This is a genomic window from Nonomuraea dietziae, assembly GCF_014195505.1.
Taxonomy (GTDB): domain Bacteria; phylum Actinomycetota; class Actinomycetes; order Streptosporangiales; family Streptosporangiaceae; genus Nonomuraea; species Nonomuraea roseola.
Genome location: NZ_JACIBV010000001.1, coordinates 1,356,117 through 1,380,475 on the forward strand (window position 1 = coordinate 1,356,117; position 24,359 = coordinate 1,380,475).

The 24,359-nt window shown below is 72.0% G+C and carries 22 protein-coding genes; 11 read left to right on the forward strand and 11 right to left on the reverse strand.

Annotation, left to right across the window (positions count from 1 at the left end):
- Position 1 precedes the first annotated feature (1 nt).
- A complete protein-coding gene (locus tag FHR33_RS06720; protein ID WP_312895396.1) occupies positions 2 to 3,013 on the reverse strand; it encodes a phosphodiester glycosidase family protein in 3,012 nt (1,003 codons plus the stop codon).
- Between the two features lie 74 nt (positions 3,014 to 3,087).
- Between FHR33_RS06720 and FHR33_RS49895 the strand changes: the two genes are divergently transcribed.
- Positions 3,088 to 3,261: a hypothetical protein gene (locus tag FHR33_RS49895; RefSeq protein WP_246451699.1), complete on the forward strand. Its 174-nt coding sequence runs from the start codon at positions 3,088 to 3,090 to the stop codon at positions 3,259 to 3,261.
- A 283-nt stretch (positions 3,262 to 3,544) separates the two neighbouring features.
- Positions 3,545 to 4,237 (forward strand): hypothetical protein, encoded by a 693-nt coding sequence (locus FHR33_RS06725; protein WP_183644979.1) that lies wholly within the window; start codon positions 3,545 to 3,547, stop codon positions 4,235 to 4,237.
- Positions 4,238 to 4,274: 37 nt separating this feature from the next.
- Here the strand turns inward: FHR33_RS06725 and FHR33_RS06730 are convergent, their stop codons facing one another.
- From FHR33_RS06730 to FHR33_RS06740, 3 genes are read right to left on the reverse strand one after another with little or no spacing between them, the layout of a single operon-like run.
- Positions 4,275 to 4,907, reverse strand: a complete 633-nt coding sequence (locus FHR33_RS06730; protein ID WP_221240971.1) for a LysE family translocator — start codon at positions 4,905 to 4,907, stop codon at positions 4,275 to 4,277.
- Entirely contained in the window at positions 4,904 to 5,254 is a 351-nt protein-coding gene (locus tag FHR33_RS06735; RefSeq protein ID WP_183644983.1) for a spore germination protein GerW family protein, read from the reverse strand. The genes FHR33_RS06730 and FHR33_RS06735 overlap by 4 nt, the downstream gene beginning before the upstream one ends.
- Positions 5,255 to 5,264: 10 nt before the next feature.
- The gene (locus tag FHR33_RS06740) at positions 5,265 to 7,358 is read right to left on the reverse strand and encodes an alpha-galactosidase (protein WP_221240972.1); all 2,094 of its coding nucleotides are present in this window, start codon (positions 7,356 to 7,358) and stop codon (positions 5,265 to 5,267) included.
- Between the two features lie 81 nt (positions 7,359 to 7,439).
- Between FHR33_RS06740 and FHR33_RS06745 the strand changes: the two genes are divergently transcribed.
- Complete coding sequence (locus FHR33_RS06745) at positions 7,440 to 8,558, forward strand: ROK family transcriptional regulator (RefSeq protein WP_183644986.1); 1,119 nt, start codon at positions 7,440 to 7,442, stop codon at positions 8,556 to 8,558.
- A 7-nt stretch (positions 8,559 to 8,565) separates the two neighbouring features.
- Here FHR33_RS06745 and FHR33_RS06750 read toward each other — a convergent pair whose 3' ends face one another.
- Positions 8,566 to 9,735, reverse strand: a complete 1,170-nt coding sequence (locus FHR33_RS06750) for an MFS transporter (RefSeq protein WP_183644989.1) — start codon at positions 9,733 to 9,735, stop codon at positions 8,566 to 8,568.
- Positions 9,736 to 9,807: 72 nt separating this feature from the next.
- On the opposite strand from FHR33_RS06750, the gene FHR33_RS06755 reads away from it, so the two are divergent.
- Both FHR33_RS06755 and FHR33_RS06760 read left to right on the forward strand, forming a co-directional pair.
- Positions 9,808 to 10,839 carry an ROK family transcriptional regulator gene (locus FHR33_RS06755; RefSeq protein WP_221240973.1) on the forward strand — a complete coding sequence of 344 codons (1,032 nt, stop codon included), beginning with the start codon at positions 9,808 to 9,810 and terminating at the stop codon, positions 10,837 to 10,839.
- A 3-nt stretch (positions 10,840 to 10,842) separates the two neighbouring features.
- Positions 10,843 to 11,529, forward strand: coding sequence for a phosphotransferase (locus FHR33_RS06760; protein ID WP_183644992.1), 687 nt, complete (start codon positions 10,843 to 10,845; stop codon positions 11,527 to 11,529).
- 13 nt (positions 11,530 to 11,542) lie between these two features.
- Here the strand turns inward: FHR33_RS06760 and zwf are convergent, their stop codons facing one another.
- The 5 genes from zwf to FHR33_RS06785 all read right to left on the reverse strand — a co-directional run bounded on the left by zwf (position 11,543) and on the right by FHR33_RS06785 (position 17,028).
- Positions 11,543 to 12,877 carry a glucose-6-phosphate dehydrogenase gene (zwf, locus tag FHR33_RS06765; protein WP_183644995.1) on the reverse strand — a complete coding sequence of 445 codons (1,335 nt, stop codon included), beginning with the start codon at positions 12,875 to 12,877 and terminating at the stop codon, positions 11,543 to 11,545.
- 3 nt (positions 12,878 to 12,880) lie between these two features.
- A complete protein-coding gene (gene pgi / locus FHR33_RS06770) occupies positions 12,881 to 14,506 on the reverse strand; it encodes a glucose-6-phosphate isomerase (protein WP_183644998.1) in 1,626 nt (541 codons plus the stop codon).
- A 69-nt stretch (positions 14,507 to 14,575) separates the two neighbouring features.
- Complete coding sequence (locus FHR33_RS06775; RefSeq protein ID WP_221240974.1) at positions 14,576 to 15,532, reverse strand: acetylxylan esterase; 957 nt, start codon at positions 15,530 to 15,532, stop codon at positions 14,576 to 14,578.
- Positions 15,533 to 15,556: 24 nt separating this feature from the next.
- A complete protein-coding gene (locus FHR33_RS06780; protein WP_183645001.1) occupies positions 15,557 to 16,276 on the reverse strand; it encodes a PDC sensor domain-containing protein in 720 nt (239 codons plus the stop codon).
- Positions 16,273 to 17,028, reverse strand: coding sequence for an FCD domain-containing protein (locus tag FHR33_RS06785; RefSeq protein ID WP_183645004.1), 756 nt, complete (start codon positions 17,026 to 17,028; stop codon positions 16,273 to 16,275). The genes FHR33_RS06780 and FHR33_RS06785 overlap by 4 nt, the downstream gene beginning before the upstream one ends.
- 73 nt (positions 17,029 to 17,101) lie before the next feature.
- Here FHR33_RS06785 and FHR33_RS06790 point away from each other — a divergent pair, with 73 nt between their 5' ends.
- From FHR33_RS06790 to FHR33_RS06815, 6 genes are all read left to right on the forward strand, one after another.
- On the forward strand, positions 17,102 to 18,286 hold the full coding sequence (locus tag FHR33_RS06790) for a (Fe-S)-binding protein (protein ID WP_183645007.1): 1,185 nt from the start codon (positions 17,102 to 17,104) through the stop codon (positions 18,284 to 18,286).
- Positions 18,283 to 19,791 carry an FAD-binding oxidoreductase gene (locus FHR33_RS06795; protein WP_183645010.1) on the forward strand — a complete coding sequence of 503 codons (1,509 nt, stop codon included), beginning with the start codon at positions 18,283 to 18,285 and terminating at the stop codon, positions 19,789 to 19,791. Before FHR33_RS06790 ends, FHR33_RS06795 begins: the two co-directional genes overlap by 4 nt.
- 85 nt (positions 19,792 to 19,876) lie before the next feature.
- A complete protein-coding gene (locus tag FHR33_RS06800) occupies positions 19,877 to 20,131 on the forward strand; it encodes a hypothetical protein (protein WP_312895397.1) in 255 nt (84 codons plus the stop codon).
- Positions 20,115 to 21,569: an APC family permease gene (locus FHR33_RS06805; protein WP_183645013.1), complete on the forward strand. Its 1,455-nt coding sequence runs from the start codon at positions 20,115 to 20,117 to the stop codon at positions 21,567 to 21,569. Before FHR33_RS06800 ends, FHR33_RS06805 begins: the two co-directional genes overlap by 17 nt.
- Positions 21,566 to 22,615: an LLM class flavin-dependent oxidoreductase gene (locus FHR33_RS06810; RefSeq protein ID WP_183645016.1), complete on the forward strand. Its 1,050-nt coding sequence runs from the start codon at positions 21,566 to 21,568 to the stop codon at positions 22,613 to 22,615. The genes FHR33_RS06805 and FHR33_RS06810 overlap by 4 nt, the downstream gene beginning before the upstream one ends.
- Positions 22,616 to 22,910: 295 nt before the next feature.
- Positions 22,911 to 23,186 (forward strand): iron-sulfur cluster biosynthesis family protein, encoded by a 276-nt coding sequence (locus FHR33_RS06815; protein WP_183645019.1) that lies wholly within the window; start codon positions 22,911 to 22,913, stop codon positions 23,184 to 23,186.
- A 190-nt stretch (positions 23,187 to 23,376) separates the two neighbouring features.
- Here FHR33_RS06815 and FHR33_RS06820 read toward each other — a convergent pair whose 3' ends face one another.
- The gene (locus tag FHR33_RS06820) at positions 23,377 to 24,342 is read right to left on the reverse strand and encodes a sugar kinase (protein WP_183645022.1); all 966 of its coding nucleotides are present in this window, start codon (positions 24,340 to 24,342) and stop codon (positions 23,377 to 23,379) included.
- Between the last annotated feature and the right edge of the window lie 17 nt (positions 24,343 to 24,359).

Sequence of the window (24,359 nt, forward strand, 5' to 3'; positions counted from 1 at the left end):
GTCAGGCGGCGGCGCGGGCCGCTGTGGCGACCGTCGCCTCGTTCTTCACCCCGTTCACCGTCACCGCGACCACGACCTGCCCGTCGCGCAGCGCCGTGAGCGTCCCCTTGGCGGGGTCGAGCACCGCGACGTGCCACGGCTTGGCGCTTCTCACCGAGCCGATGTGCAGGTTCGGCGAGCCGGACCACTCGGCGGAGACCGGGTAGGCGACGGGCACCGTCCGCTCGCCCTGCTGGAGCGTGGCCGTCACCTTGCCGGGCGAGCCGGCGGCCACCGACGAGGGAGCGGTCAGCGTCAGCGTGTCCACGTGCGGCCGCACCTGGGCGCCGATCCAGTCCGGCGCGTCCACGAACCAGTTGCGCCGCACGTGCTCGGCCTCCTTCGGCGTCACGGGGTCCACGCCCCACAGCGACCACCCCGTGAAGCCGCCGTCGTCGGCGGCCGTGGCCGGGTTCTTGCCCGAGTTGCCGTTGATGAAGTACGGCACCGCGTCCACGCGGGAGGCGTTGAACGTGCCCACGTGCGCGCCGAGGTAGGCCGCGCCCTTGCCCGTGGTGCGCTGGAAGTCGGCCAGCCACCCTTCGACGAGGGCCGCCTCCTTCCTGTCACCGAGCTGGCTGCCCTTGCCGGGGGTCGGGTCGCGCGGCGGCACGTGGAAGACCACCACCACCGAGCCCACCGAGCTGTCCTGCGCCGCGGCGCTCAGCTGGTCGCGCAGCATGGCGATCTGGTCGAAGCCGCCGCCTCGCAGGTTCAGCCGCGAGGTGTCGAGGGTGACGAACCTCGTGCCCTTGTGGTCGAAGACCCTGGTGGTGTCGCCGAAGACCGCCTTGAAGTTGTCGATCTTGCCGCCCATCACCTCGTGGTTGCCGGGCACGTAGTAGTAGGGCAGGGAGCCGCCGAGCTCCTCGTCCAGGATCCGCTTGGCCAGCGCGAAGTCCTCGGGCGAGGCCTCGTCCACGAGGTCGCCGTTGATCAGCAGGAAGTCCGGGCCTGCGGCCTTCAGCTCGCGCAGCGTCCTGCGGGCGTTCTTGACGATGTCGCTGTCGGGCTGCCTGGCGACGAACTGGGCGTCGGACATCACCGCGAACCGCCACGGCATCGCCCCGACGGCCGCCTTGACCACCGGGTCGGCGAGCTTCGCGACAGGGGGCGCCTGCACCGACGGCGGCACCCTGGCCACCAGCCCGTCGATGGTGATCTGACTGGTGTACTTGGCGTCGCCGCGCGTCTCGGCGACGTAGAAGCGGCGCAGCTTCAGCGGGTAGCTCACCCCTGGCGGCACCGCGAACTCGACGTACTTCCAGCCCGTCCAGGTCAGGTGGGGGCCGCGCAGGATCTGCGACTGCCCGTTGGCGTCGTAGAACTCCAGGCTGGGCCACTCCCCCTTGCCGGAGGAGTTGATCCACAGCCCGAAGGCCTGCGGCTGCCCCGGCACGACGAGCTGCTGCGGCGGCGAGGCGTAGGCGGCCCTGGTCGCGGTCGACTGGGTGAAGTCGTAGGAGAGCCTGAGCCCGCCGCCGCTCTGCCCGGGGCCCGCCGCGAGCGAGCCCGTCGCGCGGGCGGCCGCGAAGGTCCACGACGCCGCGTTCTCGAAGTCGGCAACCGCGACGTCCTCGAAGCCGACCGTCACCGGCACGGCCACGCTCAGCGCGCCCACGCGGGCGGTGACCAGTCCCGAGCCCACGCCCTTGAGCGCCTTGACGGTGAAGTAGCCGTGCTGGGCGGGGGTGACCGACAGCAGCGAGGCGTCGTAGTCGAGCTTGAGGTCACCCGGCTCGATGGGGGCCGAGTTGCCGTTGCGGTCGTAGCCGACGACGCCGAAGGTGCCCGTCGCGTCGGCGCCGGCGAGCCCGACCCTGTCGGAGGTGGCGCCCAGGCGGGTCAGCGGCTGGAGCACGGTCAGCTCGATGCCGCCCTTCGCCCCGCCCCTGGTGGCCTTGACCGTGGTCCGGCCGGGCAGGAGGGCGCGGAAGACGCCGTCCTTGCCGATGAACCCGTGGTCGGCGTGCCAGACGGGTTTGCCCTCCGCCGGGCCGTACGTCTCGTCGTAGCCGGCGGCGGTCAGCCGCCGCGTCAGGCCGGGGAAGACGCGTTCGGGACGGCCACCGGCGACGGGGCCGACGCCCGGCGCCTTGGCCGGGTCGCTGGCGGTCTCGACCCAGAAGCCCTTCAGCGTGCCGCTGCCCTGCGGGGCGTAGAGGGCCAGGCCGTTGGGGACGTGCCGCTCCCCTCCGTCGGAGGGGCTGTTCTCGACCTGCACCTCGGGCGCGCCGGGCTCGCGCGCCAGCATCGTGGAGGAGCCGCCGCCGTCGAGTTCGAGCGCGCTGTGGGCGCCGAGCTCGACCATCAGCGCGGCCATCTCGCCGAGCGTGAGCCCGCGGCTGTCGGCCTGCCGGCCGTCCACCGTGAGCAGGTACATCTTCCTGCCGTCGGCGGAGAAGCCGACAGAGGTGCGTGGGTGGCTGTCGGTGTCGGTGAACGGCTGCGCCTTGCCCTCCTTGACCAGGACGTTCCTGCCGCCGAGCGCGGTCTGGACGGCGCCGCCGTCCGACGGCTTGGGCAGGTACTTAACCTCGACGCGGTCGCCCTGCTTCAGCGCGGCCAGCGCGTCGGCGCCCGCCTCCCTGCCGACGAGGATCGTGGTGCCCGCGGGGATGACGCCCTGGCCCGCGGTGGTGCGGACCTCGGTGACCGCTCCGTCGACGAGCACCACCTCGGTGACCTTGGCGGCGTCCGAGCGCCGGTAGGAGCCCCACAGCGGGGTGAACAGGCCGACGCCGCCCGCCTGCACGTTCTGATTGAACTGCGTGATCGTGACCGGCGCGCCGCCCGAGGGGGTGACGGTGCCCTCGAAGTGCATCTGCAGGACGCGGCCCACGCCCTCGTTCAGCGCGATGGCGTTGTTCCAGCCCTGGACGGGCGACTGGACGAGCTCGCCGTCCTTGACGCCGACGCCGAGGGCGGCGCCCGAGCGGTTGATGTCGAAGTAGTCGCCGTTGACGGCGGCCACGGCGCGCGCCCGCCTGGCGGGCCCCCGACAGCGCCTCGGTCTTCGACACCTCGCCCGAGTTGAGGTAGCCGGTGGTGACGCCGCCCGACAGGTCGGCCGACAGCGCGTCGGCGCGCAGCCATCCCGCGGAGTCGAAGCGGTCGAAGGAGGTGAGCGTGATGCCCGGCGCGACGGGCCTGACCTTCTTGGCCGTCTCCAGCGTCCGCCCCGCGGGGGCGTTGAGCAGCAGCGTGGAGTCGGACCTGTAGGACGACGCGGCGGGCGCGTCCTCTGCGGGAACGGGCGGATCAGCCTGCGCGGGGCTGGCGAGAAGAGCTAAGGCGAGCGCGGCGGAGGCCATGTAGCGGAGGGTTTGCACGACCGAACTCAATCGCGCAATGGTGACAAGTTTCAAGACTTTGCAATGAACTAAAAGATAATTTCAGATCGGCGCCGAGGGTATCTACCGTGGTCAGGTCTTAACCTCTGGCTTTCGGGTAGACGGGAACGCAGACTGAAAGGGCAGATCAACGCAGAACGCGTGGAGCAGCCGTGGACACTCTGTACGATCACATGCCGATCCTGTCGCGAGGCAGGCACCGCAACCCGCGCAAGGGCGCCTGCTTCATGGAGCTGGCCTCCTATCTGGCGGGCGAACGGTGGAGCGACCATCCCGCGTGCACACACCCGCTCCTCGCGGGCCTGGCCCGCCTGGTCAACGACCACACCACCGACGAGGGCAGAGGCAGGCTCGTCCCACTGGTCCCGTCGATCATCGGGCTACGGGGTGACGACCTGCGGATCGACGCCAGGCTCGCCCTGCGCGCCGTGACCACCGCACTGCCCGTCGCCGCCGCCGACCGACAGCTCGCGCTGGCGGTGTCGGTGCTGGCCGCCGAGGAGATGCTGGCCAGGCTGGACGGCAGGCCCGCCGCGCTCGAGGAGCGCAGCGGGTGGGCCTTCGCCCAGGCTCCGCACGCCGCCGAGGCGGCCAGACGCTTCAGCCGCGCCTCGAAGATCACCGAAAAGGGCTTCCGCAGGTACGCGGCGCCCAACGCGGTGCAGCTGTCCGTGGTCGGCATCGCGCAGGCGTGCGTGCCCGACCCCGACGGGATGCTGCACGATCTCCTGGTCGCCGCGATCGCCGAGTGCGAAGCGCTGATCCCACGGGCCCGTCCGGGGGCCGACGCCGCGACGGCTCCCCGCGGCACCGTGAACGCCGGCGCGTCCGGCCGACCCGCCTGACGCGCCGGGCCATCGGCGAGCCCGCCGGGCAAGAGAGCTAGGGTCTGGCCGAGGTGGCCAGCCGGACGCCGAGGGCGATCAACGCCGCGCCGGTCAGACCGTCGATCGTCCTGCGCACCGCGGGCCTGGTGAAAAGCCCGCGCAGCGCGCCCACCAGGTTGGCCACCACGACGAACCACACCGCCGTGCCCGCCAGCGCGACGGCCGCCAGCGTCACCGTGTCGGCGAGCGCGGCGCCCTCGCTCAGGAACTGCGGCACCAGAGCGACGAAGAACAGCGCCGCCTTCGGGTTGAGCAGGTTGGTGAACGCCCCCTCGGAGAAGGCGGCCCACGAGCTGCTCCTGCCCGGGTCGGGGAGGTCGAGGTCGGGCGCCCCGCCTTTCGCCGCCGCCCGCAGCGCCTTGGCGCCGAGGTAGAACAGGTAGGCCGCCCCGACGACCTTCACCACCGTGAAGGCCGTCGCCGAGGCGGCCAGCAGCGCCGCCACGCCGGTGGCCGCGGCGACCACCCACGCGGCGACACCGACGGCGATGCCGGCGGCGGCCGCCATGCCGTACGCGCGGCCCGAGAGCGCCGACCTGCGTACCACGACCGCGAAGTCGGGCCCCGGCGACATCGCGCCCAGCATGACGACGCCGCCGAAGGCGGCGATCTGGGTGAGGGTGCTCAACGCCGTCCCTTGCGCCAGCGCTTGACGACGGCCCTGACGGTGAGCAGCAGGACGACGGCCACGACCTGGCCGCCGAGGACGATGCGGGTGACGTCGACCGCGGGCTGCCAGCGGACCTCGCCGTCCTTGATGACGAAGACGCCCGCGGGGGTCGCGCCGAGGCCGTAGCCGCCGCCCGACCCCTGGCCGCCGTGGTCGCCCTCCGACGCGCCTGATCCACCGCCACCGCCCTGGGCGACCCTCGCGACGGGGATGACCGTGACGTCACCCCGTGTGATCGGCTCGCCGAAGACGCGCTGGACCGTGGCGCCGTCCTTGGTCTTCTCCACCAGTTCCATGATGTCCATACCGTCATCTCTATCCGCTGACGCGGCGCAGCACCACCATCTCGCTGCGATAGTCGGGTCCGGTGATGAACCAGGTCGGCAGTTCGAGGCCGTGCGACATGAGCGTCTGCCCGTGCCAGCGCTCGCCCTCGGCGCTCTCGTAGAGCGCGGAAGGGTCGAGGCCGGCCAGCCGTACCCTGCGAGGGGGCCGCTTGGCCAGGGCGAAGGGGTTGTAGGCGAGCACGACCACGCGGTCCTCGTGGCTGTACTGCACGGCCGAGGCGGTGACGCCGGGGTCGCCGGCCAGGCGGTGCAGGCGGCCGTGCTGGATGACCGGCCGTACCGCCTTGTAGGCGGCGACGAGCGAGCGGGCCTGCTCCAGCTCCTCCGCCGACCATCTGGTCAGGTCGCCGCCGATGCCCAGCACGCCGGCCATGGCCACGTGGAAACGGTAGGCGAGCGGCACCTCGCGGCGGGTGTGCGGGTTGGGGCTGTCGGTGACCCACGCCGACATCGCGCAGGCCGGATAGAGGTAGGAGTAGCCCTCCTGGATGGCCTGCCGGTCGCGGGCGTCGGTGTTGTCGGAGGTCCACACCTCGTCGGTGCGGCGCAGGATGCCGAAGTCGACGCGTCCGCCGCCACCCGAGCACGACTCGATGCGCAGGCCGGGGTGGCGCTCGCGCAGGGTGTCGAGGACGGCGTAGACGCCGCGGGTGTGCTCGATCCAGAGCAGGTCGGCCCGCTCCCCGGCGTCCGGCCAGCCCGCCTGGGTGAAGCTGCGGTTCATGTCCCACTTGAAGTAGTCGAGCCCGTACTCCGACACCAGCCCCGACAGCCAGCCGATCGCCCATTCGCGCACGTCGGCGCGGCCGTAGTTGAGCACGAGCTGGTGGCGCAGCGTGTCGCGACGGCGGCCCGGATAGTGCAGCACCCAGTCGGGGTGCTCGCGGTAGAGGTCGCTGTCGGGGTTGACCATCTCGGGCTCGACCCAGAGGCCGGCCCGCATGCCCAGCTCGCGGACGGTGTCGAAGAGCTTGGACAGGCCGCGGGGGAAGCGGTCGGGGTTGGGCCACCAGTCGCCGAGGCCGCGCCTGTCGTCGACGCGCCCGCCGAACCAGCCGTCATCCACCACGAACAGCTCCACGCCCAGGTCGGCGGCGCGGCGGGCGAGCTCGATCTGGCCCTCCTCGTGGACGTCGAACCAGGTCGCCTCCCACGAGTTGTAGAGGACGGGCCGCTCCTCGAACGGCGTGGGGAGCACGTGGTGGCGGGCGTAGTCGTGCCAGGCCCTGCTGGCCGCGCCGTACCCGCCGCAGGTGCGCAGGCCGAGGACGGGCGGGGTGAGCAGGCTCTCCCCCGGGGCGAGATGCCAGGTGGGGCCGTCGTGACCGAATCCGGCGGTGACGGCGACGTCACCCTCGGGACGGCGCTGCGCGGTCAGCCGCCACGAGCCGCTCCAGGCCAGCGCGACGGACCAGACCTCGCCGAGCTCCTCGGTGGCGTCACCGGCGTCGATCATGATCCAGGGGTTGGCGCGGTGCGAGGTGGTGCCCGTCCTGCTGGTGAAGGTGGTCTCACCCACCGCCAGCTCGGCCCTGTGCAGCTGCGTCTCCTGCGCCCACGCGCCCGCCACTCCGGTGTAGCGGTAGCCGGCCCGCTCGGGGATCACCCAGCTGCCCGAGTCGACCCTGCCCAGCCGGACGGCGTGCTCGCCCTCGTTGGTCAGGCTGACCCAGCGCTCGACGACCTCGGAGGCGACCCTGACGTGCAGGCCCACCCTCAGCCCCAGCGGGTCCCGCAGCACCAGCTCGATCTCCGAGTCGGCGACCACGGCCTCGGCGAAGGTCAGCTCGACCGAGCGGACCCCGCCCTCGTAGGTGACCTGCAGCGACGGCACGCCCCATCGCGCGCCGCCCTCGACGGGCAGCAGCTCGTCCACGTCACGCGGGTCGTGGAAGCCGGAGTGGATGCGCCTGGGCGCCTGCCGTACGACCTCGGCCAGCGCCTCGTCCGGCAGTCTCGGACCCCAGTACCACTGCATGACGCGGCTGTCCTCGCCGGCGGCCTCGAGGCCGAAGACGAACGCGGAGCTCTGCGTGACAGCGGCCCACGCGCTGTCACCCACCCGGAGTATATTCACGCTAGACACAAACTCCATGAGATCAGATCCCACCGTCCATCGCCAGAGGGGAAGTTTGTTCACCTCATGAATCTTTCTCCCGCTGCGCGCGCGGTCTTCGTGGAGCTGCTGGTGCACGGCCCGCTGTCCAGGGCCGAGGTGGCCAGGCGGCTGGAGCTGTCGCCCTCGGTGCTGACCAAGTTGACCAGACCGCTGCTGGCGGAGGGCTTCCTGGTCGAGGAGCCCGGCCCGGCGGGGGTGCCGGGGCGCCCCTCGGTGCCGCTGCGGGTCGAGCCCGCCCGAAGGGCCTACGCGGGGGTCAAGCTGACCGACTCGGAGCTGTTCGCGGTCCGCACCGACCTGGGCGGCGCGGTCACCGCCGAGGTACGGCTGCCGCTCGAAGGCCACGAGGTCGGGCGGGTCGTCGGCAGGATCGCCGAGGCCGTGGCGCTGCTGCCGGGAGACGAGCCGCCCGCCGCGGTGGGGGTGAGCCTGGCCGGGCCCGTCTCGCGCGCCGACGCCCTCGTGCGCCACTCGCCTTTCCTCGGCTGGCGCGAGGTTCCCCTGGCCGGCCTGGTGACGGCGGCGACCGGGCTGCCCGCCGTCCTGGAGAACGACGTGCGGGCGCTGACGGCGGCGGTGCACTGGTTCGGCGCGGCGGCGGGCCGCGGGACCTTCGCCCTGGTCACCATCGGAGAGGGGCTCGGCTGCGGGATCGTGGTCGACGACCGCCTCCTCGTGGGCACGGCGGGGGTGAGCGGGCAGATCGGGCACCTGGCGATCGACGACAGGGGTCCGATCTGCGAGCGCGGCCACCGCGGCTGCGCCCGCGCCTACCTGGCCTCTCCCTCGATCAGGCGGACGGCCAGGGCCGCGCTCGACCGTCCCTCGCTCACCTTCGAGCAGGCGCTCGACCTGGCCAGGCGGGGCGACCCGGTGGCCAGGCGGATCTTCGACGAGGCCGGCCTGGCGCTGGGCAGGATCGTGGCGACGATCGCCAACCTGATCGGGCCCGAGGTGGTGGTGCTGTCGGGAGAGGCGGTGCACATGCACGAGGTGTGCGAGGCGGCGTTCGAGGCGGCGCTGGGCGAGCACACCCACTGGACCAGCGAGCCCGTGGAGGTGCGGGTGCAGCCTTTCGCCTTCACCGAATGGGCGCGGGGCGCGGCCGTGGTGGCGCTCCGCCACGACCTCGGGGTCGCCTGACGGCCGCTCACCCGGCCACCCGCTCGAGCCGCCTCCCCTCCTCGGCGCCTGCCCGCGACCGGGGACGCAGCGCCCCCGCGAGCAGCGTCATCACCGCAACGATCGCCGTGATCATCGCGAACGCGGCCGGGTACGACAGCGCTCCCGCCGCCCACCCCGTCACCGCGGGCGCGATCAGCCCCGACAGGTACGTGATGGTCGCCACCCCCGCGATGCCCTCGCCCGGCGTGTCGCCCACGTCGCCTGCGGCGGCGAACACGAGCGGCACCACGACCGCCACCCCCACGCCGACCAGGGCGAAGCCCGCCATGCACAGCCACGGCGTCCGGCCCGCCACCACCAGCACGCCACCGGCGGCGGCCACGATCCCGCCCACTCTGACGACGGCGACGGCGCCCATCCTGCGCACGAACCGATCTCCGATCAGCCGGGTCGCGGCCATGCAGAGCATGAAGACGGTGTAGGTCGCCGCCGCGACGCCGGGGCCCGCCGAGGCGACCGCCGTCACGTAGACGGCCGCCCAGTTGGCCGAGGCCCCTTCGGCGAACGTGCCGCAGAAGCCGACCAGGCCGACGGCGAGGATGGCGCGCGAGGGCAGGGCGAACCTGCGCGGCGCCGGGACGCCCTCGGACGACTGGTTCGCCAGGAGGCCTCGTCCGGCGAGGCCGCCCAGTCCGAGCAGGACCACCGAGACGACCGCCAGGTGCATCCTGGCGTCGATGCCCAGGTGCGCGGCGAGCACGCCCACGCCTCCCGCGGCGAGGCTGCCGACGCACCACATGCCGTGCAGCCCGGCGATGATGGAGCGGCCGAGGCGGCGTTCCAGCACCAGCGCCTGGGAGTTCATGACCACGTCACAGGTGCCCGCGGCCATGCCGAACACCAGGAAGACCCCGGCCAGCCACACCGGCGAGGGCGCCAGGGCGGGCAGCGCGAGACAGGCGCACCAGAGGGCGAGCAGGAGCCGCGTGGCGGTGCGCCCGCCGAGACGGTGGGCCATGCGGGTGGCCATGGGCATGGCCACGAAGGCGCCCACCGGCTGACACAGCAGGATCAGTCCGAGCACGGCGGGGGTGAGGTCGAGGTGCCCCTGCAACCAGGGGATGCGGGTCGACAGGCTGCCCGCGACCGCTCCGTGGAGGGCGAAGACAAGTGCGATGGCGCGATGGTTCGTCACGCCCTAGAAATTAACAGGCAGGCTTCCTGATGAAAAGAGGTATCAGGCAGGCTTCCTGATTAATATGGGGGCGTGAAGACCGCGACCCCTGCCATGGCCCGTGCCATCAACGACCGGCTCGCCCTCGACCTGCTCCTCGAACAGGGCCCGCTCACCGCTCCGCAGCTGCGCGAACTCACCGGCCTGTCCAGGCCGACGGTCGCCGACCTGATCGAGCGGCTGCGCGCGGCGGGGCTGATCGAGGCGGCGGGTGAGTACGGCGAGGACCGCAGAGGTCCGAACGCCAGGTTGTACGCAGTGGTCGCCGACCGCGCCCATGTCGCGGGGGTGGACATCCGGCGCACAGGGATCGCCGTCACGGTCGCCGACCTCGCGGGGCGCACGGTAGGCTCCGCCGTCCGCGCCCTTCCTGGGCCGCTGCCCGAGCTCATCGTCCAGGCGGTGGCCGAGGCGGCGGGCGGGCGTCCGATCGAGGCGGTCACGCTGGGCGCGCCCGGCCTGGTGCACCCGCACACCAGCGGCCTGACCGGCGACAACGGAGTGCCGGGGTGGCGGCCCGACCTGCTTGAAGAGGTACGGCGAGGGCTCGGCGTCCAGGTGGTGCTGGAGAACGAGGTCAACCTCGCCGCGATCGCCGAGCACCGGCTCGGCGCGGCCGTGGGCCACGCCGACTTCGTGCTGCTCTGGCTCGACGACGGCGTCGGCGGAGCGGTCGTGCTGGGCGGGCAGCTGCGCCGCGGCAGGTCGGGCGGCGCGGGAGAGGTCGGCCTTCTGGAGATGGCGGGCACCTCGTTCTGCTGCGCGGTCGAGCCGGCGGTGGCGCGGCGACTGTCCAGGGCCGAGCTGGTCGAGCGCATCGCGGCAGGCGCCTTCACGGTCGCGGCCGTCCTCGACCCGGGGCTGATCGTGCTGGGCGGCATGATGGGCAGGGAGGGCGGCGCCGAACTGGCCGCCGAGGTCGAGGAGCGGGTCGCCGCCAGGTCCTTCGCGCCGACGGAGATCAGGGCGAGCACGGTCGAGGGCAACGCCATCCTGCAGGGCGCCGTCCTGACCGCCCTCGACCTGGCCCGCGACGCCGTCTTCGGCGAACCGAGCATGGCCTGAGCCATGAGGATCGGCCGGCTGCTGGGGTCGGGACGCAGCGCGGACGTGTTCGCGCTCGACGACGGGCGCGTACTGCGCCGCTACCGCGACGGGCACGACGCGACCGAGGAGGCGGCGCTGATGAGCTATCTGGCCGACAGGGGCTTCCCCGTCCCCGTCGTGCATCCGGTTCCTGCCGCGCCGGCGCGCGGTGATCTGGTGATGCAACGGCTCTCGGGCCCGACGATGCTCCAGGCACTGGCCTGCGGCGCGTTGACGCCGCGACAGGCCGGGCGGGTCCTCGCGCGGCTGCTCCACCGCCTGCACGGGATCCCGGCCAGGATCTCACGCGCGGCCGACCAGCGCGTCCTCCATCTCGACCTGCACCCGGACAACGTCGTGCTGACGCCGCGGGGGCCGGTGGTGATCGACTGGTGCAACGCCGTCGAGGGAGCGCCGGGGCTGGACTGGGCCATGTCGGCCCTGATCCTGGCGCAGGTGGCCGTCGACCCCGACGGCGGCCCTGCGCCGCTCGCCCACTCGACGCTGTCCTCGTTGCTGAAGGGCCTTGGAGGGAGCGTGGATCTCGGTGACGAGAAGGCGGGATTCCTCCGGCAGGCCCGTGAGAGGCGAGCGGGCGACCGGGGGCTGAGCCGGCGGGAGGTGGGCCTGCTCGACGCGGCGACGGCGCTGGTGCTGGGACGGTTGTAGGAAGCCGTTCCGGTCAGCCGACCGGGTGCCAGCCGCCGGGGGCGATGCGGGCCGCGCTCGGCGGACCGAACTCGCCCTTCCCGTACGGCTCGGGCCGCTCGTCGTACTCCAGGATGTCCTGGACGATCCGCCACGACTCCTCGACCAGGTCGAAGCGGACGAAATGTCGGGGGTCGCCCGCCAGCGCGTCCTGCAGCACCTGCTCGTAGGCCGCGTCCATCGGCCCCAGGACCTTGGCGAAGTCGACCGACACCGGCACCGGTCTGGTCCTGTCCAGGACGTCGGGCTCCTTGGCCAGCAGGTCGAACGTCACGCCCGCGTCGGGGTCGAGCCTGAGCCTGACCAGGTTGGGCGCCGCCTCGCCGCCGCCGGCGGAGCGGAAGTACTCGACCGGCGGCCTGCGCAGCTCGGCGACGACCTCCAGCGCGTTCACCGGCAGGTCCTTGCCGGTGCGGACGCAGAACGGCACGCCCGCCCACCGCCAGTTGTCGATGTGGAGGCGCATCGCCACGAACGTCTCCGTGCGGGAGCCCTCCGCCACCCCCTCGGTGTCGAGGTAGCCCTCGTACTGCCCGCGCACCACCTCGCCCGGGTCGATCGTGCGGACCGCGCGCAGCGCCCGCCACTTCTCGTCGAGCACCGCCCTGGCCTCGCCCGAGGGCGGGGCGTCCATGGCGACGTGCGCCAGCAGCTGCAGCAGGTGGTTCTGCACCACGTCGCGCAGCGCGCCGACCTCGTCGTAGAAGGCGCCCCTGCCCGACACGTCGAAGTTCTCCGCCAGGGTGATCTGCACGCTGTGCACGTACGTGCGGTTCCAGATCGGTTCCAGCAGCGTGTTGGCGAAGCGGAAGACCATCAGGTCCTCGACCGGCTCGAGGCCGAGGAAGTGGTCGACGCGGAACAGGTGTTCCTCGTCGAAGTAGCCGAGCAGCTCGGCGTTGAGCCGCCTCGCCGACTCCAGGTCGTGCCCGAACGGCTTCTCCACCACCAGCCGCGCGCCGGAGTCGAGCCCGGCCCCGGCCAGGCCCCTGGCGACCGTGGCGAACAGGCTCGGCGGCACGGCGAGGTAGTGGGTGAGGTCGCCGAGGTCCTTCACCTCTTCACGCAGGCGCGCGTAGGTGTCCCCTTCGGTCAGGTCGCCGGTGACCAGCCGCAGGTCGAGCCGGTCGGACAGCTCTGCGCCCACGGCCTCGCGGCCCAGCGCGCGCACGCCTTCGAGGTCGAGGTGGGTCCTGGCCACCCCGACGACCGGCACCTCGAGCCTGCCGGTCGCCGCGAGCGTGTTCAGCGCGGGCAGCAGCATCTTCCTCGCCAGATCGCCCGTGACGCCGAACAGGACCAGAGCCATGGATCAGACCTTTCTTCCGCGCATCTCCCTGTACTTGCGCACCAGCGCCGCGGTGGAGGCGTCGGGCGCCTGCGCGGGGGGCTGCTCCGAGGTGAGCGCGGGCGCCAGGTCCATCGCCATCTTCTTGCCGAGCTCGACGCCCCACTGGTCGAAGGAGTCGACGCCCCAGATCGTGCCCTCGACGAAGACGATGTGCTCGTAGAGGGCGACGAGCTGACCGAGCGTGGAGGGCGTCAGCCTGGGAGCCAGAAGGGTGGAGGTGGGCCTGTTGCCCGGCATCACCTTGTGCGGCACGACCTCGGCGGCAGTGCCCTCGGCCGCGATCTCCTCGGCGGTCTTGCCGAACGCCAGGGCCGAGGTCTGGGCGAGCAGGTTGGCGGTGAGCAGGTCGTGCATGCCCTCGGCGTCCTCGAGGGGCTCGCCGAAGCCGAGGAAGTCGGCGGGCACCAGCCTGGTGCCCTGGTGCAGCAGCTGGTAGAAGGCGTGCTGACCGTTGGTGCCCGGCTCGCCCCAGAAGATCTCACCGGTCGGCACGGTCACCGGCGTGCCGTCCGCCTGGACGGACTTGCCGTTCGACTCCATGGTCAGCTGCTGCAGATAGGCGGGGAAGCGGTGCAACCGCTGGCTGTACGGCAGGACCGCGCGGGTCTGGGCGTCGAAGAAGTCGGTGTACCAGATGCCGAGCAGCCCCATCAGCACCGGCATGTTGGCCTCGAAGGGCGCGGTGCGGAAGTGCTCGTCGACGGTGTGGAAGCCGTCGAGCATCTCGCGGAAGCGCTCGGGCCCGATGGCGATCATCAGCGACAGCCCGATGGCGCCGTCGTAGGAGTAGCGGCCGCCGACCCAGTCCCAGAAGCCGAACATGTTGGCCGTGTCGATGCCGAACTCGGCGACCTTCTCGGCGTTGGTGGAGACGGCCACGAAGTGCTTGGCCACGGCCTCCTCGCCGAGCGCCCCGACCAGCCACGCGCGCGCCACCTTGGCGTTGGTGAGTGTCTCGAGCGTGGTGAAGGTCTTGGAGCTGACGATGACCAGCGTGGTGGCGGGGTCGAGGTCCTTGAGCGCGCCGTGGATGTCGGCGGGGTCGATGTTGGAGACGAACCTGGCGGTGATGCCAGCGTCGGCGTAGTCGCGCAGCGCCTCGTAGGCCATGGCGGGTCCGAGGTCGGAGCCGCCGATGCCGATGTTGACCACGGTCTTGATGGCCTGGCCCGTCTGGCCCTTCCACTCACCAGAGCGCACCCTGCCGCTGAAGTCGCTCATCTTGTCCAGCACGGCGTGCACGTCGGCGACGACGTCCTGACCGTCCACGACCAGCTTGGCGTCGGCGGGCATGCGCAGCGCCACGTGCAGGACGGCGCGGTCCTCGCTCACGTTGATGTGCTCGCCGGAGAACATCGCCTCGATCCGCTCCCGCAGGCCCGCCTTCCGCGCGAGCGCGAGCAGCAGCTCCATCGTCTCGGCGGTGGCGCGGTGCTTGGAGTAGTCGAGGTAGAGGTCACCGGCGGTGAGGCTCATCCGCTCCGCCCTGCCGGGGTCCTCGGCGAACAGCTCACGCAGGTGCTTTCCCGCCACCGCCTCGTGGTTGGCCTTCAGCGCCGCCCACTCGCCGCTCCGACTGATGTCCACGTCTCCTCCTCGCACTCTCAACCCGTCCACGTACCCGCGATGAACGATCCACCGCACCGCGGGAGGTTATCAAGCGGTCATGAACCCGTATTGCGCCTGGGTCAACGCCTCTTCCTGCGCCGCTTCTTCCGGGTGGGCGAAGTGTCCGGTTTCCATGACGAACAGCTCCTTCGGCCCGCCGAGCGCGTTGTACACAGCGAACTGGCCGGGCGGCGGCACCGAGGGGTCGAACAGCGCGGCGCCGACGTGCACGGGTCGGCGCACGAACGTGGCCGCGGTGGCCGAGTCGAAGTAGGCCAGCACGTCGAGCACCTCGGGCCGCCTGGCGTGCAGGTCGCGGACCGCCGCGCCGCTGCCCGTGCACGGCAGCGTGACCCGCAGCGGGTGGTTGCCGAAGCTCGGCACGACCAGCGCGCCGCTGGTGAACCTGTCGTCGAAGGCGAGCACGAACGGGCCGATGCCGCCGCCGAAGCTGGAGCCGACGTAGTCGAGCCTGACGCCGGTGCTCTCGGGCACGAGTTCGCCCAGCGCGGTCGCCGCGCACCACATGTCGGCGACGCAGCCGCGGTGGATGTAGGTCTCGCGCGAGCCAATGCCGTGCAGGACGTGCTCCTGCGCGTCGGAGGGCAGGTCGGGGTGGAGGCTGCGGGTGGGCAGGCCGCGCGCGCACGGCCAGATCGTCGCCGTGCCGGGGATGCCGACCCGCACCTCGGGCCTGTCCCTGCCGCCGTAGCCGTGGGCGACCACGCGGGCCCTGGTGATCTCGCCGTCGATCGGCAGGCTCAGCCAGCCGCCGATCCTGAACCCGTCGGTCGAGGTGAAGCTCACGCCGTGGAAGCGCAGGCCGTCGGCCTCCCACTCCACCGGGCCGAGCTTGGGCGCGACGCTGACCGCGCTGGCTCGCGCGTGCGTCTCCCGCCAGAACCGCTCGAAGTCCGCCGGCGCTTCGGGCGCGGGTACGGCCAGCAGCGCGTCGAGGTCGTAACCATAGGTCGGGTCGAAGGCGAAGTCGTGCCGCGGTATCAAAGCCAGCCCCTTTGTGCAAGATCGTCAGGCCAGCTTAACCGCCCTCTCCCTCGACGAGGAAACGATGCGCCACGGCGGGTCAGGCAGCCGCGCGGCGACCGCTCGCGCCTGCGCCTCGTACTCCGGCAGCAGCGCGCCGGCCGGCAGTCGCGGGGAGTTGGCCGCCACCACCCTGCCCTCGGCGTTGACCAGCGTCACCTGCGTCGGGCACGCGGCCAGCACGCCCAGCAGCAGCGCCTCGAACCTGGCCGCCCGCACGTCGGCGCCGACCACGCCCAGGAAGCGCCCGTCCACCTGAGCGGGGGCGGTGAAGGTGAGCACGTAGGTGTCGGTGCCGCCGTAGTCGACGTAGGGCCCGACCACGTGGCGGCAGCGGGTGCGCTGCGGCGCGGCGAACCACTCGGCGGCGGTGTAGTCGTAGAAGTCGAGGCTGTCGGGGTCGAGGTCGACGTCGAGGAAGACCGGGTCGTCCTCCGGAGGGGCCTGCCACCAGTCGAGCCAGCGCGGCCGGTCGGCCAGCACCCCTGGCGCGACGATCACACCGGTGCCCGCCGCCACGCCGCGCAGGCGGCGCAGGCAGCCGAAGATCTGTGGCCGGACCCCGGCCAGGTCCGCGGAGGTGAAGGAGGGCGAGGAGCGGTAGCACTCCTCCATGCCCACCCTGATCTCCTCCAGCGCGCCGAAGACGTCCTCGACGATCGCGTGAACCCGCTCGGCCACGTGGGCCACATGTGGATCGCTCATCGCCACTCCCGTCGGCCCTGGGTGACAAGTCGCCAATGGAACTCCATCAGACGCTCCGTGCCCCTGTCGAGGTGCTCCTCTGTCAAGGTCCGCGCCCGGTCGGCCTGCCTGGCGGTGATGGCCTCGATGACCTGGCGGTGGCTGCGCACGACCTCGCCGGGGTCGACGGCCTCGCCGTAGGGCAGCCAGAGCAGTTCGCCCACCTCGGACTGGATGTCGATCTCCGCGCGGGTCAGCCTGACCGACTGGGCGGCGGCGGCGACCTCGATGTGGAAGCGGCCGTCGGCGCGGCGGCGCTCGCCGACGGTGCCGGCCGCTTCGAGGCGGTCGACGACGTGATGGAGCCTGGCGACCTGGTCGGCCGAGGCGCGCAGGGCGGCGAGGCGGGCGGCCGTGCCGGCGATGGCGGCGCGGTAGTCGCCGATCTCGCGCAGCTCGGAGGTGCTCAGCTCGCGCAGCCTGGTGCGCAGCCTGGCCGTGGAGGGGTCGGCGGGGCCGCGCACGAACGTGCCGCCGCCCCTGCCCCGCCTGGTCTCGACCAGGCCGCGTTCGCGCAGCGCGGCGAGGGCGGCCCGCAGGGTGACGGTGGAGACGTTGAGGGAGGCGGCCAGCTCGAGCTCGGCGGGCAGCTGGTCGCCGTCGGCGACGAGGCCCAGCGCGATCGCCTCGGCCAGGCGCCGGACCACGACCTCGACCCTGCCCGAGCCGTCGTCGACGGGGGCGAAGACAGCGGCGCCGGGGAGCTGATGCACAGCAGACAGCTTATTGCCTTTTGAAATATGAACTCATAGTTTTAATTGCAACCCGATCTGAGGGAGGCCTCCCGTGCCCGATCCCGAGAAGAGGTTCGCCGAGGAGTGGCGTGACGCCGCCTACAACTGTTTCTCCTCAGGCCACAAGTTCTGCCGCGAGGTCTGCCCCGTCATGCAGGTCACGGGGAACGAGTCGTGGAGCCCCACCGCCTTCCACGCCAACGTGGTGGCGATGGAGCAGGGCTCGCTCGAGGTGGCGGACGTCGCGGCCGACTACGTCAACTGCACCGGGTGCGGGGCCTGCGAGCTGCGCTGCCCGAACTCCCTGTTCACCGGCGACTTCTACCGCTTCCGCACCAGGACGGTCGACCTGGTCAAGGGTGTGCGTTCGCTGGCCGTACGGCAGGAGGTGCACCAGCCGGCCTGGCGGCGATGGAACGAGTTGACGGCCGAGCGGACCCACGAGCCCGTGGCCGACGGGGTCTCGCAGGAGCGGGTGCGCGACTGGGCGCAGGGCCTCGACCTGACGGTGGGCGGCGAGACGATCCTGTTCGTCGACTGCGAGGCCGCCTTCTACCGCCCGTCGGTGCCGAGGTCGGTGGCGTGCGTCCTGGGACTGGCCGGATACGGCTTCGGGCTGATGAACGAGCAGTGGTGCTGCGGAGGGCCCGCCGCCGAGATGGGCTACGAGGAGCAGGCGCGGCGCTTCGCCGAGCACAACCTGGCCGACTGGCGGGCCTCGGGGGTGCGTCGGGTGCTCGTGCTCGACCCGCACGACTACATCACCTTCACCGAGGACTATCCGAAGTACTTCGGCGAGGCCTTCGACATCGAGGTGGTGCTGGTGGTGGAGCTGCTGGCGGCGCTGATCAGGGAGGGACGGCTGGCCCCCCACGTGCCGGTCGAACGGACGGTCACCTACCACGACCCGTGCAGGCTCAACAAGCGCAAGGGGATCTGGCAGGAGCCGCGCGAGATCCTGCGGGCGATCCCCGGCCTGACCTTCCACGACGTCGACAGGGTCAGCCAGTGGTCGTACTGCTCGGGCGCGGGCGGCGGGCTGGCGGTGGAGAAGCCCGAGCTGACCGCCAAGATCAGCGAGATGCGCATGGGCAAGGCCGCCGAGCTGGGCGTGGACACCCTCGTCACCGCCTGCCCGTGGGCCGAGCGCCCGCTGACAGCGGCGGGCGAGGCCCGCTCGATCGGCGTCGTCGACCTGCACGAGCTGCTCGCCGAGTCGCTGGGAGTGGCGCCGTGACCGTCACGCTCGGCGATCCCGTGGTGGAGGAGCTGCGGCGGATCCTCGGCCACGACCACGTGCTCACCGGCAAGGCCGACCGCCTCAACAGGACGCGCGTGCCCGCGCCCTTCCCCGTGCACCGCTGGGCCGAGCGGATGCCCGACCTGATCGTCATGCCCGGCTCGACCGGCGAGGTCGCCGAGGTGCTGAGGCTCGCGCACGCCCACCGCATCCCTGTCGTGCCGCGTGACGGCGGGACGGGTCTCACCGACGGCGCGGTGCCGCTGCGCGGCGGCATCGTCGTGGATGTGAAACGGCTCAACCAGATCAAGGAGATCGATCTCGACAACAGGACCTGTACGGTTGGCACCGGCATCAACGCGCTGAAGCTCAACGAGGTGCTTTCACGGCACGGCCTGCTCTATCCGGACGACCCCGCGTCGTATCCGTGCTCGCTCGTCGGCGGCCGCATCGGCACCAGCGGCTGGTCGCTGATCGGCTCGCGGTACGGCCACACCCGCGACCTGGTGCTGAGCTTCGACCACGTGCTGCCCACGGGGCGGGTCATCCACGTCGGCGACGGCATCGGCAGGAAGATCACCAAATCCTCGAGCGGCTACCAGCTGAAGCACCTGTTCATGGGGCACCAGGGCACGCTCGGCATCGCCACCGAGGCCACGCTGAAGCTCTTCCCCAAGCCCGAGGCCGAGTTCTCGCCGTTCTGGGCCTTCGACGACTACGACAGCGCCTACCGGACCGTGGGTCAGCTGGCCAGGGCGGGCGTGGCGACGTTCGCCGGCGCGGTGCTGTTCGACGAGTGGAAGGTCGCCTACCTGCGGCGCGACGACGAGGCCTACATCCCGCAGCCCGCCTCGGTGAAGGCGCTGGTCTGCGCGGCGCTGTACGGCTACGAGGACGAGGTGCGCGCGGGCGGCTCCCGCCTGATGCGCATCGCCCGCTCGATGGGGGCGCGCTACCTCGGCGACGAGATCTCGCAGGGCGACTGGGCCGCCCGCCACGACCGCTACGCCACCCCGCTGCACGGACGCACCCGCTCGGGCCAGGTCGTGCCGATGAGCTGGCACTGCGAGGACGCCTCGATCAACTACACGAACCTGCCGGCCGTACGGCTGGCCTGGCACGAGATCGCCGACCGGCTGCGGCGCGCCTCCGACGTCTTCGACGACTGGGGGATGTTCGCCTACACCAACGGCGCCACGGGCGCGGACTACCTGACCGAGATCGACATCGGCATCTGGGAGCAGCGCCTCGACGACGCCGCCTGGGCGGCGTGGGTGTCGGCCAAGCGCGACCTGGCGGCGGTGGCGCTGGCCCACGGCGGCTCGATCAGCGCCTGCCACGGCTCGTGCCGCGAGGGCGAGGTGGACCTGGTGCCCGAGGAACTGGGCGGCGGGTTCGACGTGATGCTCGCGATCAAGCGGGCGCTCGACCCGCACAACATCATGAACCCCGGCAAGTACCTCCTCGACCGCGCCTACCCCGACCAGGACGGCAGCCCATGACCCCCTCACCGGGGCCCGCCGAGGTCCCTCCGCTGTGCCATGCCGAAACCGCAGCGATCGACGAGCCGTCAGGCGAGGAGGAGTCGTGAGCTACCGCTACAGGGACGAGATGACCCCGCCGCCGCCCGAGCGCGCCTCCGAGGTGGCGGTGACCCGCTTCGAGCACGTCTACGAGGTGGATCCCGCGCTCATGACCGAGCACGTGACCCAGCAGACCTTCCCCAATTGGGACACCCTGCGCCTGGTCCGCTCCCGCGCCGGCCACCTGGCCTGGATGCACGCCCACTTCGCCGACAAGGTCGTCTCCGGCGAGGAGTTGCTCGATGACCTCGACCGATGACGGCAGACTGGCCGACCTCGGCTACACCTCCGAGTTCCGCAGGGACATGAGCCTGTGGGCGAACTTCTCCCTCGGCTTCACCTACCTGTCCCCCGTCGTCTGGATCTACACGCTGTTCGCCGTCTCGCTGGCCACCGGTGGGCCACCGATGATCTGGAGCCTGCTGATCGTCGGCGCGGGCCAGTTCCTGGTGGCGCTGGTGTTCGGGGAGATCGTCTCGCAGTACCCGCTGACCGGCGGCATCTACCCGTGGGCGCGGCGCCTGTGGGGGCGCAGGTGGGCGTGGATGACGGGCTGGGTCTACCTCGTCGCGCTGCTGGTGACCATCGCCAGCGTCGCGTACGGCGCCGGCCCCTACCTGTCGGCCTTCCTGGGCATCGAGGCGAGCACGACCAACACGATCATGTGCGCGCTGGTCATCCTGGCGGTCGCGGTGGCCGTCAACCTGGCGGGGACCAGGGTGCTGGCGATGGCGGCGATCATCGGGTTCACCGCCGAGCTGGTGGGGGCGCTGGCGGTCGGCGGCTGGCTGCTGCTGACCCAACGGCACCACGGGCTCGGCGTGCTGTTCGACTCGTTCGGGGCGGGCTCGGAGTCGGGCTACTTCGCCGCCTTCCTGGCCGCCGGACTGATCGGGATCTTCCAGTACTACGGCTTCGAGGCCTGCGGGGACGTCGCCGAGGAGGTGCCCGACCCGACGCGGCGCATCCCGAAGGCCATGCGCATGACGATCTACGTGGGCGGGGCGGCCGCGACGTTCGTCTGCCTTGCGCTGCTGCTGGCCGTACCGGACTTCGGCGCGGTGATCTCCGGAGCCAGCGCCGACCCCGTCTCCGAGGTGCTCACCACCGCCTTCGGGCCCACCGGGCTGCGGGTGGTGCTCGGGGTGGTGCTGCTGTCGTTCCTGTCGTGCGCGCTGAGCCTGCAGGCGGCCGCCAGCCGGCTGCTCTACTCCTACGCGCGCGACGGCATGATCGTCGGCAGCGAGCCGCTGAGCAGGTTCTCGGCCGTACGGCACGTCCCGCCGTACGCGCTGCTGGTGGCCGCGGTCGTGCCCGCGCTCGTGGTCATGGGCTCCATCGTCTCGGAGGACGCCCTCGTGAAGATCATCTCGTTCGCGACGCTCGGCATCTACCTCGGCTTCCAGATGGTCGTGCTGGCCGCGCTACGGGCGCGGCTGCGCGGCTGGCGCCCTTCGGGGCCCTTCACGCTGGGCGCCGCGGGCCTGGCGGTCAACGTCGGAGCGCTGGTGTACGGCGTGCTGGCCATCGTGAACATGATCTGGCCGAGGACCCCCGACGCTCCCTGGTACGACAACTGGCTGGTGGCGCTGTCCGGCCTGGTCGTCGTGGGCCTGGGAGCGCTGTACCTGTTCGCCGCCAGGCCCCACGAGCACGGCGTGGCCCCCGCGGGCGACGCCATCCAGGAGGAGCGATGAAGTTCAGTTACGTGATGCTGCCGGACTATCCGCTGCAGGACTCCCTGTCGGCGATCAGGCTGGCCGACGAGCTCGGCTTCCACGCCTGCTACGCGGCGGACGAGACCTGGCACAAGGACCTGTGGCTGCTGTTCGCCGCGGCCTCGCAGCAGACCAGCAGGATCAGGTTCGGCCCGAGCGTCTCCTCCGTCGTGCTGCGCGAGCCCACGCTCATCGCGCAGGCCGCCGCCACCCTCGACGAGCTCAGCGGAGGACGCGCCGAGGTGGTCCTGTCGAGCGGCAACTTCGGGCTGCTGGCCCAGTACGGCATCGACTGGACGGTCACCAGGCCGCTGTCGCGCGTGAAGGAGGCCGCGCACGTCGTCCGCACGCTCCTGGACGAGGGCGCGATCACCTTCGAGGGCGAGTTCTTCAGGTACAACGGCCTGTTCACCTTCGCCAGGCCGGTGCAGGAGCGCGTCCCCGTGAAGCTCGGCGCCATGCGCGGGCCCCGCTCCTTCCGCGCGGCCGGTGAGCTGTCGGACGGCGTCCACCACGCGCTCAGCTACACCCGCGAGGCCTACGACTACCTGGTCACGGAGTTCAGGGCGGGGGCGGAGAAGGCGGGCAAGGACTGGTCGTCGATGGACATCGGCGCCTGGGTCGTCTTCGCCACCGGGCCCGACTCGGCGGTGGCGAAGGAGGCGGCCCGCAGCATGGTCGGGCTGTACGCCTCCTCGATGCCGGACGAGCAGCTGGAGCGCAACGGGGTGGACCCGAGCGCGATGAAGCCGATCGTCGACGCGCTGGGGGCGGGCGATCTGGCGCGGGCGATCGAACTGACCACGCCCGAGCTGGGCGACCGCCTGTCGATCGCGGGCACCCCCGAGGAGTGCGTGGAGAAGATCAAGAGGGAGATCGAGCCTTCGGGGGTCAACCACATGATCCTGGCGGTGACGGACGCGACGCTGGTCAAGCAGTTCATGGGACGCGACCTGCCGGAGGTCTCCTCGGTGGAGACGCAGCTCCAGCTCATCCACGACCGCATCATGCCGTCGTTCACCTGAGGCCACGCGCTAGCGGGATCCCGAGGAGGTCTGCGGTCTTCGGGGTCCCCTGCGCGTGCGGCCCGCTGTCTGGCCCGGCATCCAGGACGAACAGGTGGACGGGCCTCGGCTTGGGCCAGGCCGTCGGAGGCGCCTGCCGTACGCGTGGAAGCTGGACCGAGGTGTGCGGCTCGAACGCCTTCTGTGGCGGGGCTTACAGCGCCTGCCTCGACGAAATCGGCTGGCCATCTGTGTAGGGCCGCGCTGAGGGGGCAAGGACTCCGGATCCCGCAACCGAGAACGAGGAGGAGCCGTCGTGCTCACCTTGACACCCAATGCAGCTCAGGTCATCAAGGACCTGACCGCCCAGCAGGATGTGGAGGCCGCCGGCATCCGCATCTCCTCGCAGGGAGACGACCAGGGAGCCCTGGTGCTCAGCATGGCCACGGCGCCCGAGCCCACCGACGCGGTGGTGGAGACCGAGGGAGCGAGGGTCTACCTCGACCCCGTGGCGGCCAGCGTGCTGGACGACAAGTCTCTCGACGCCGACACGGATGGGCAGGGTGGTGTCGCCTTCCACGTCACCGACTGACGCGCCCGCGAAAGAGTGCCCTCCTCGATGGGAGAGGCACTCTTTCCCTGCGCTTCGTTCCTGCGAGCCGATGATCCACCCCGCGCCGCTCCCTGCGCGGGACGGCGTCGCCCTCCCCGCTGCCGCCCTGGACACATGGTGCCGTGGACGGCGGGCGGCTGGGCGGCTGGCGGCCAGACGATCGGGTGGGTCAGCGGTGGAGGAGGGCGGCGGCCTCGGCGGGCGACGGCAGGCCCTCGACATCGCCGTACACCTCGACGATGCGGCCCGCCAGCTGGCTTCCCACCCACGCGGCGTGCTCAGGACCCGCTCCGGCGAGACGAGCGGCCAGATAGCCGCCCAGGAGCGCGTCGCCCGCGCCGACGGGGTCGCGCACCACGCGCGCCGCACTCGGCAGGTGGACGGGCGCCCCGTCCTCGCCCCGGCAGTGGACCCCCTCGGCCCCCGCCTTCACCACCACCTCGATCTCCCGCCCGGTCCCCGCCCCGGACCCCGTTCCGCCGGCCTGGGCGGCGGCGAAGACGGCGGCAGGGTCGGTGGCGCCGAAGAGGGGTTCGGCCTCGTCCTGTCCGAGAACCAGCAGATCGGTCAGCGGCAGCAGCTCGCGGACCGTCTCCAGCACCCGGGACTGGCGGCCGAGAGCAGGGCGGAGGTTTGGGTCGACGACCAGCATGGCCCCGGCCTCGCGCGCCCCCTCCGCCAGCGCCCGCACCAGCCGCTCGGGCCCCTCACCCAGCGCGATCGTGATGCCGCTGACCACGATCGCTCGCGGGCGGGCGGCCAGGATGGCGGCCGCGTCACCCTCGTCCATTCCCGCCGCCGCCGAACCGCTCCTGTAGTAGTGGACGCGCCTGGCACCGTCCGGCCGTACCTCCTTGAAGAACACGCCCGTCGGACGTCCGGCGTCGCGGCCGACCAGGGAGGTGCCGACGCCGAGGGCGCGTGCGGCGTTCAGCACTCGCTCGCCGAACGGGTCGGCGCCCACGCGGGAGGCGAACCAGGCGGTGCCGCCGAGCCTGGCGACGGCCGCGCACACGTTCAGCTCGGCGCCGCCGACGTGCACGTCCATCCGCGCGGCGGTCGTCAGGTCCTCACCTTGGGCGGGCTGGAGCAGCACCATCGCCTCGCCGACCCCGACCACGTCCGGACGAATCACCAGGTTCTCCTTAGTTC

Bases quoted from the DNA above. Each gene is read 5' to 3' on its own strand.
- FHR33_RS06735 (WP_183644983.1), bottom strand. From the start codon at position 5,254: ATGGACATCATGGAACTGGTGGAGAAGACCAAGGACGGCGCCACGGTC.
- FHR33_RS06745 (WP_183644986.1), top strand. From the start codon at position 7,440: ATGAATCTTTCTCCCGCTGCGCGCGCGGTCTTCGTGGAGCTGCTGGTG.
- FHR33_RS06760 (WP_183644992.1), top strand. From the start codon at position 10,843: ATGAGGATCGGCCGGCTGCTGGGGTCGGGACGCAGCGCGGACGTGTTC.
- zwf (WP_183644995.1), bottom strand. From the start codon at position 12,877: ATGGCTCTGGTCCTGTTCGGCGTCACGGGCGATCTGGCGAGGAAGATG.
- FHR33_RS06780 (WP_183645001.1), bottom strand. From the start codon at position 16,276: ATGAGCGATCCACATGTGGCCCACGTGGCCGAGCGGGTTCACGCGATC.
- FHR33_RS06805 (WP_183645013.1), top strand. From the start codon at position 20,115: ATGACCTCGACCGATGACGGCAGACTGGCCGACCTCGGCTACACCTCC.
- FHR33_RS06810 (WP_183645016.1), top strand. From the start codon at position 21,566: ATGAAGTTCAGTTACGTGATGCTGCCGGACTATCCGCTGCAGGACTCC.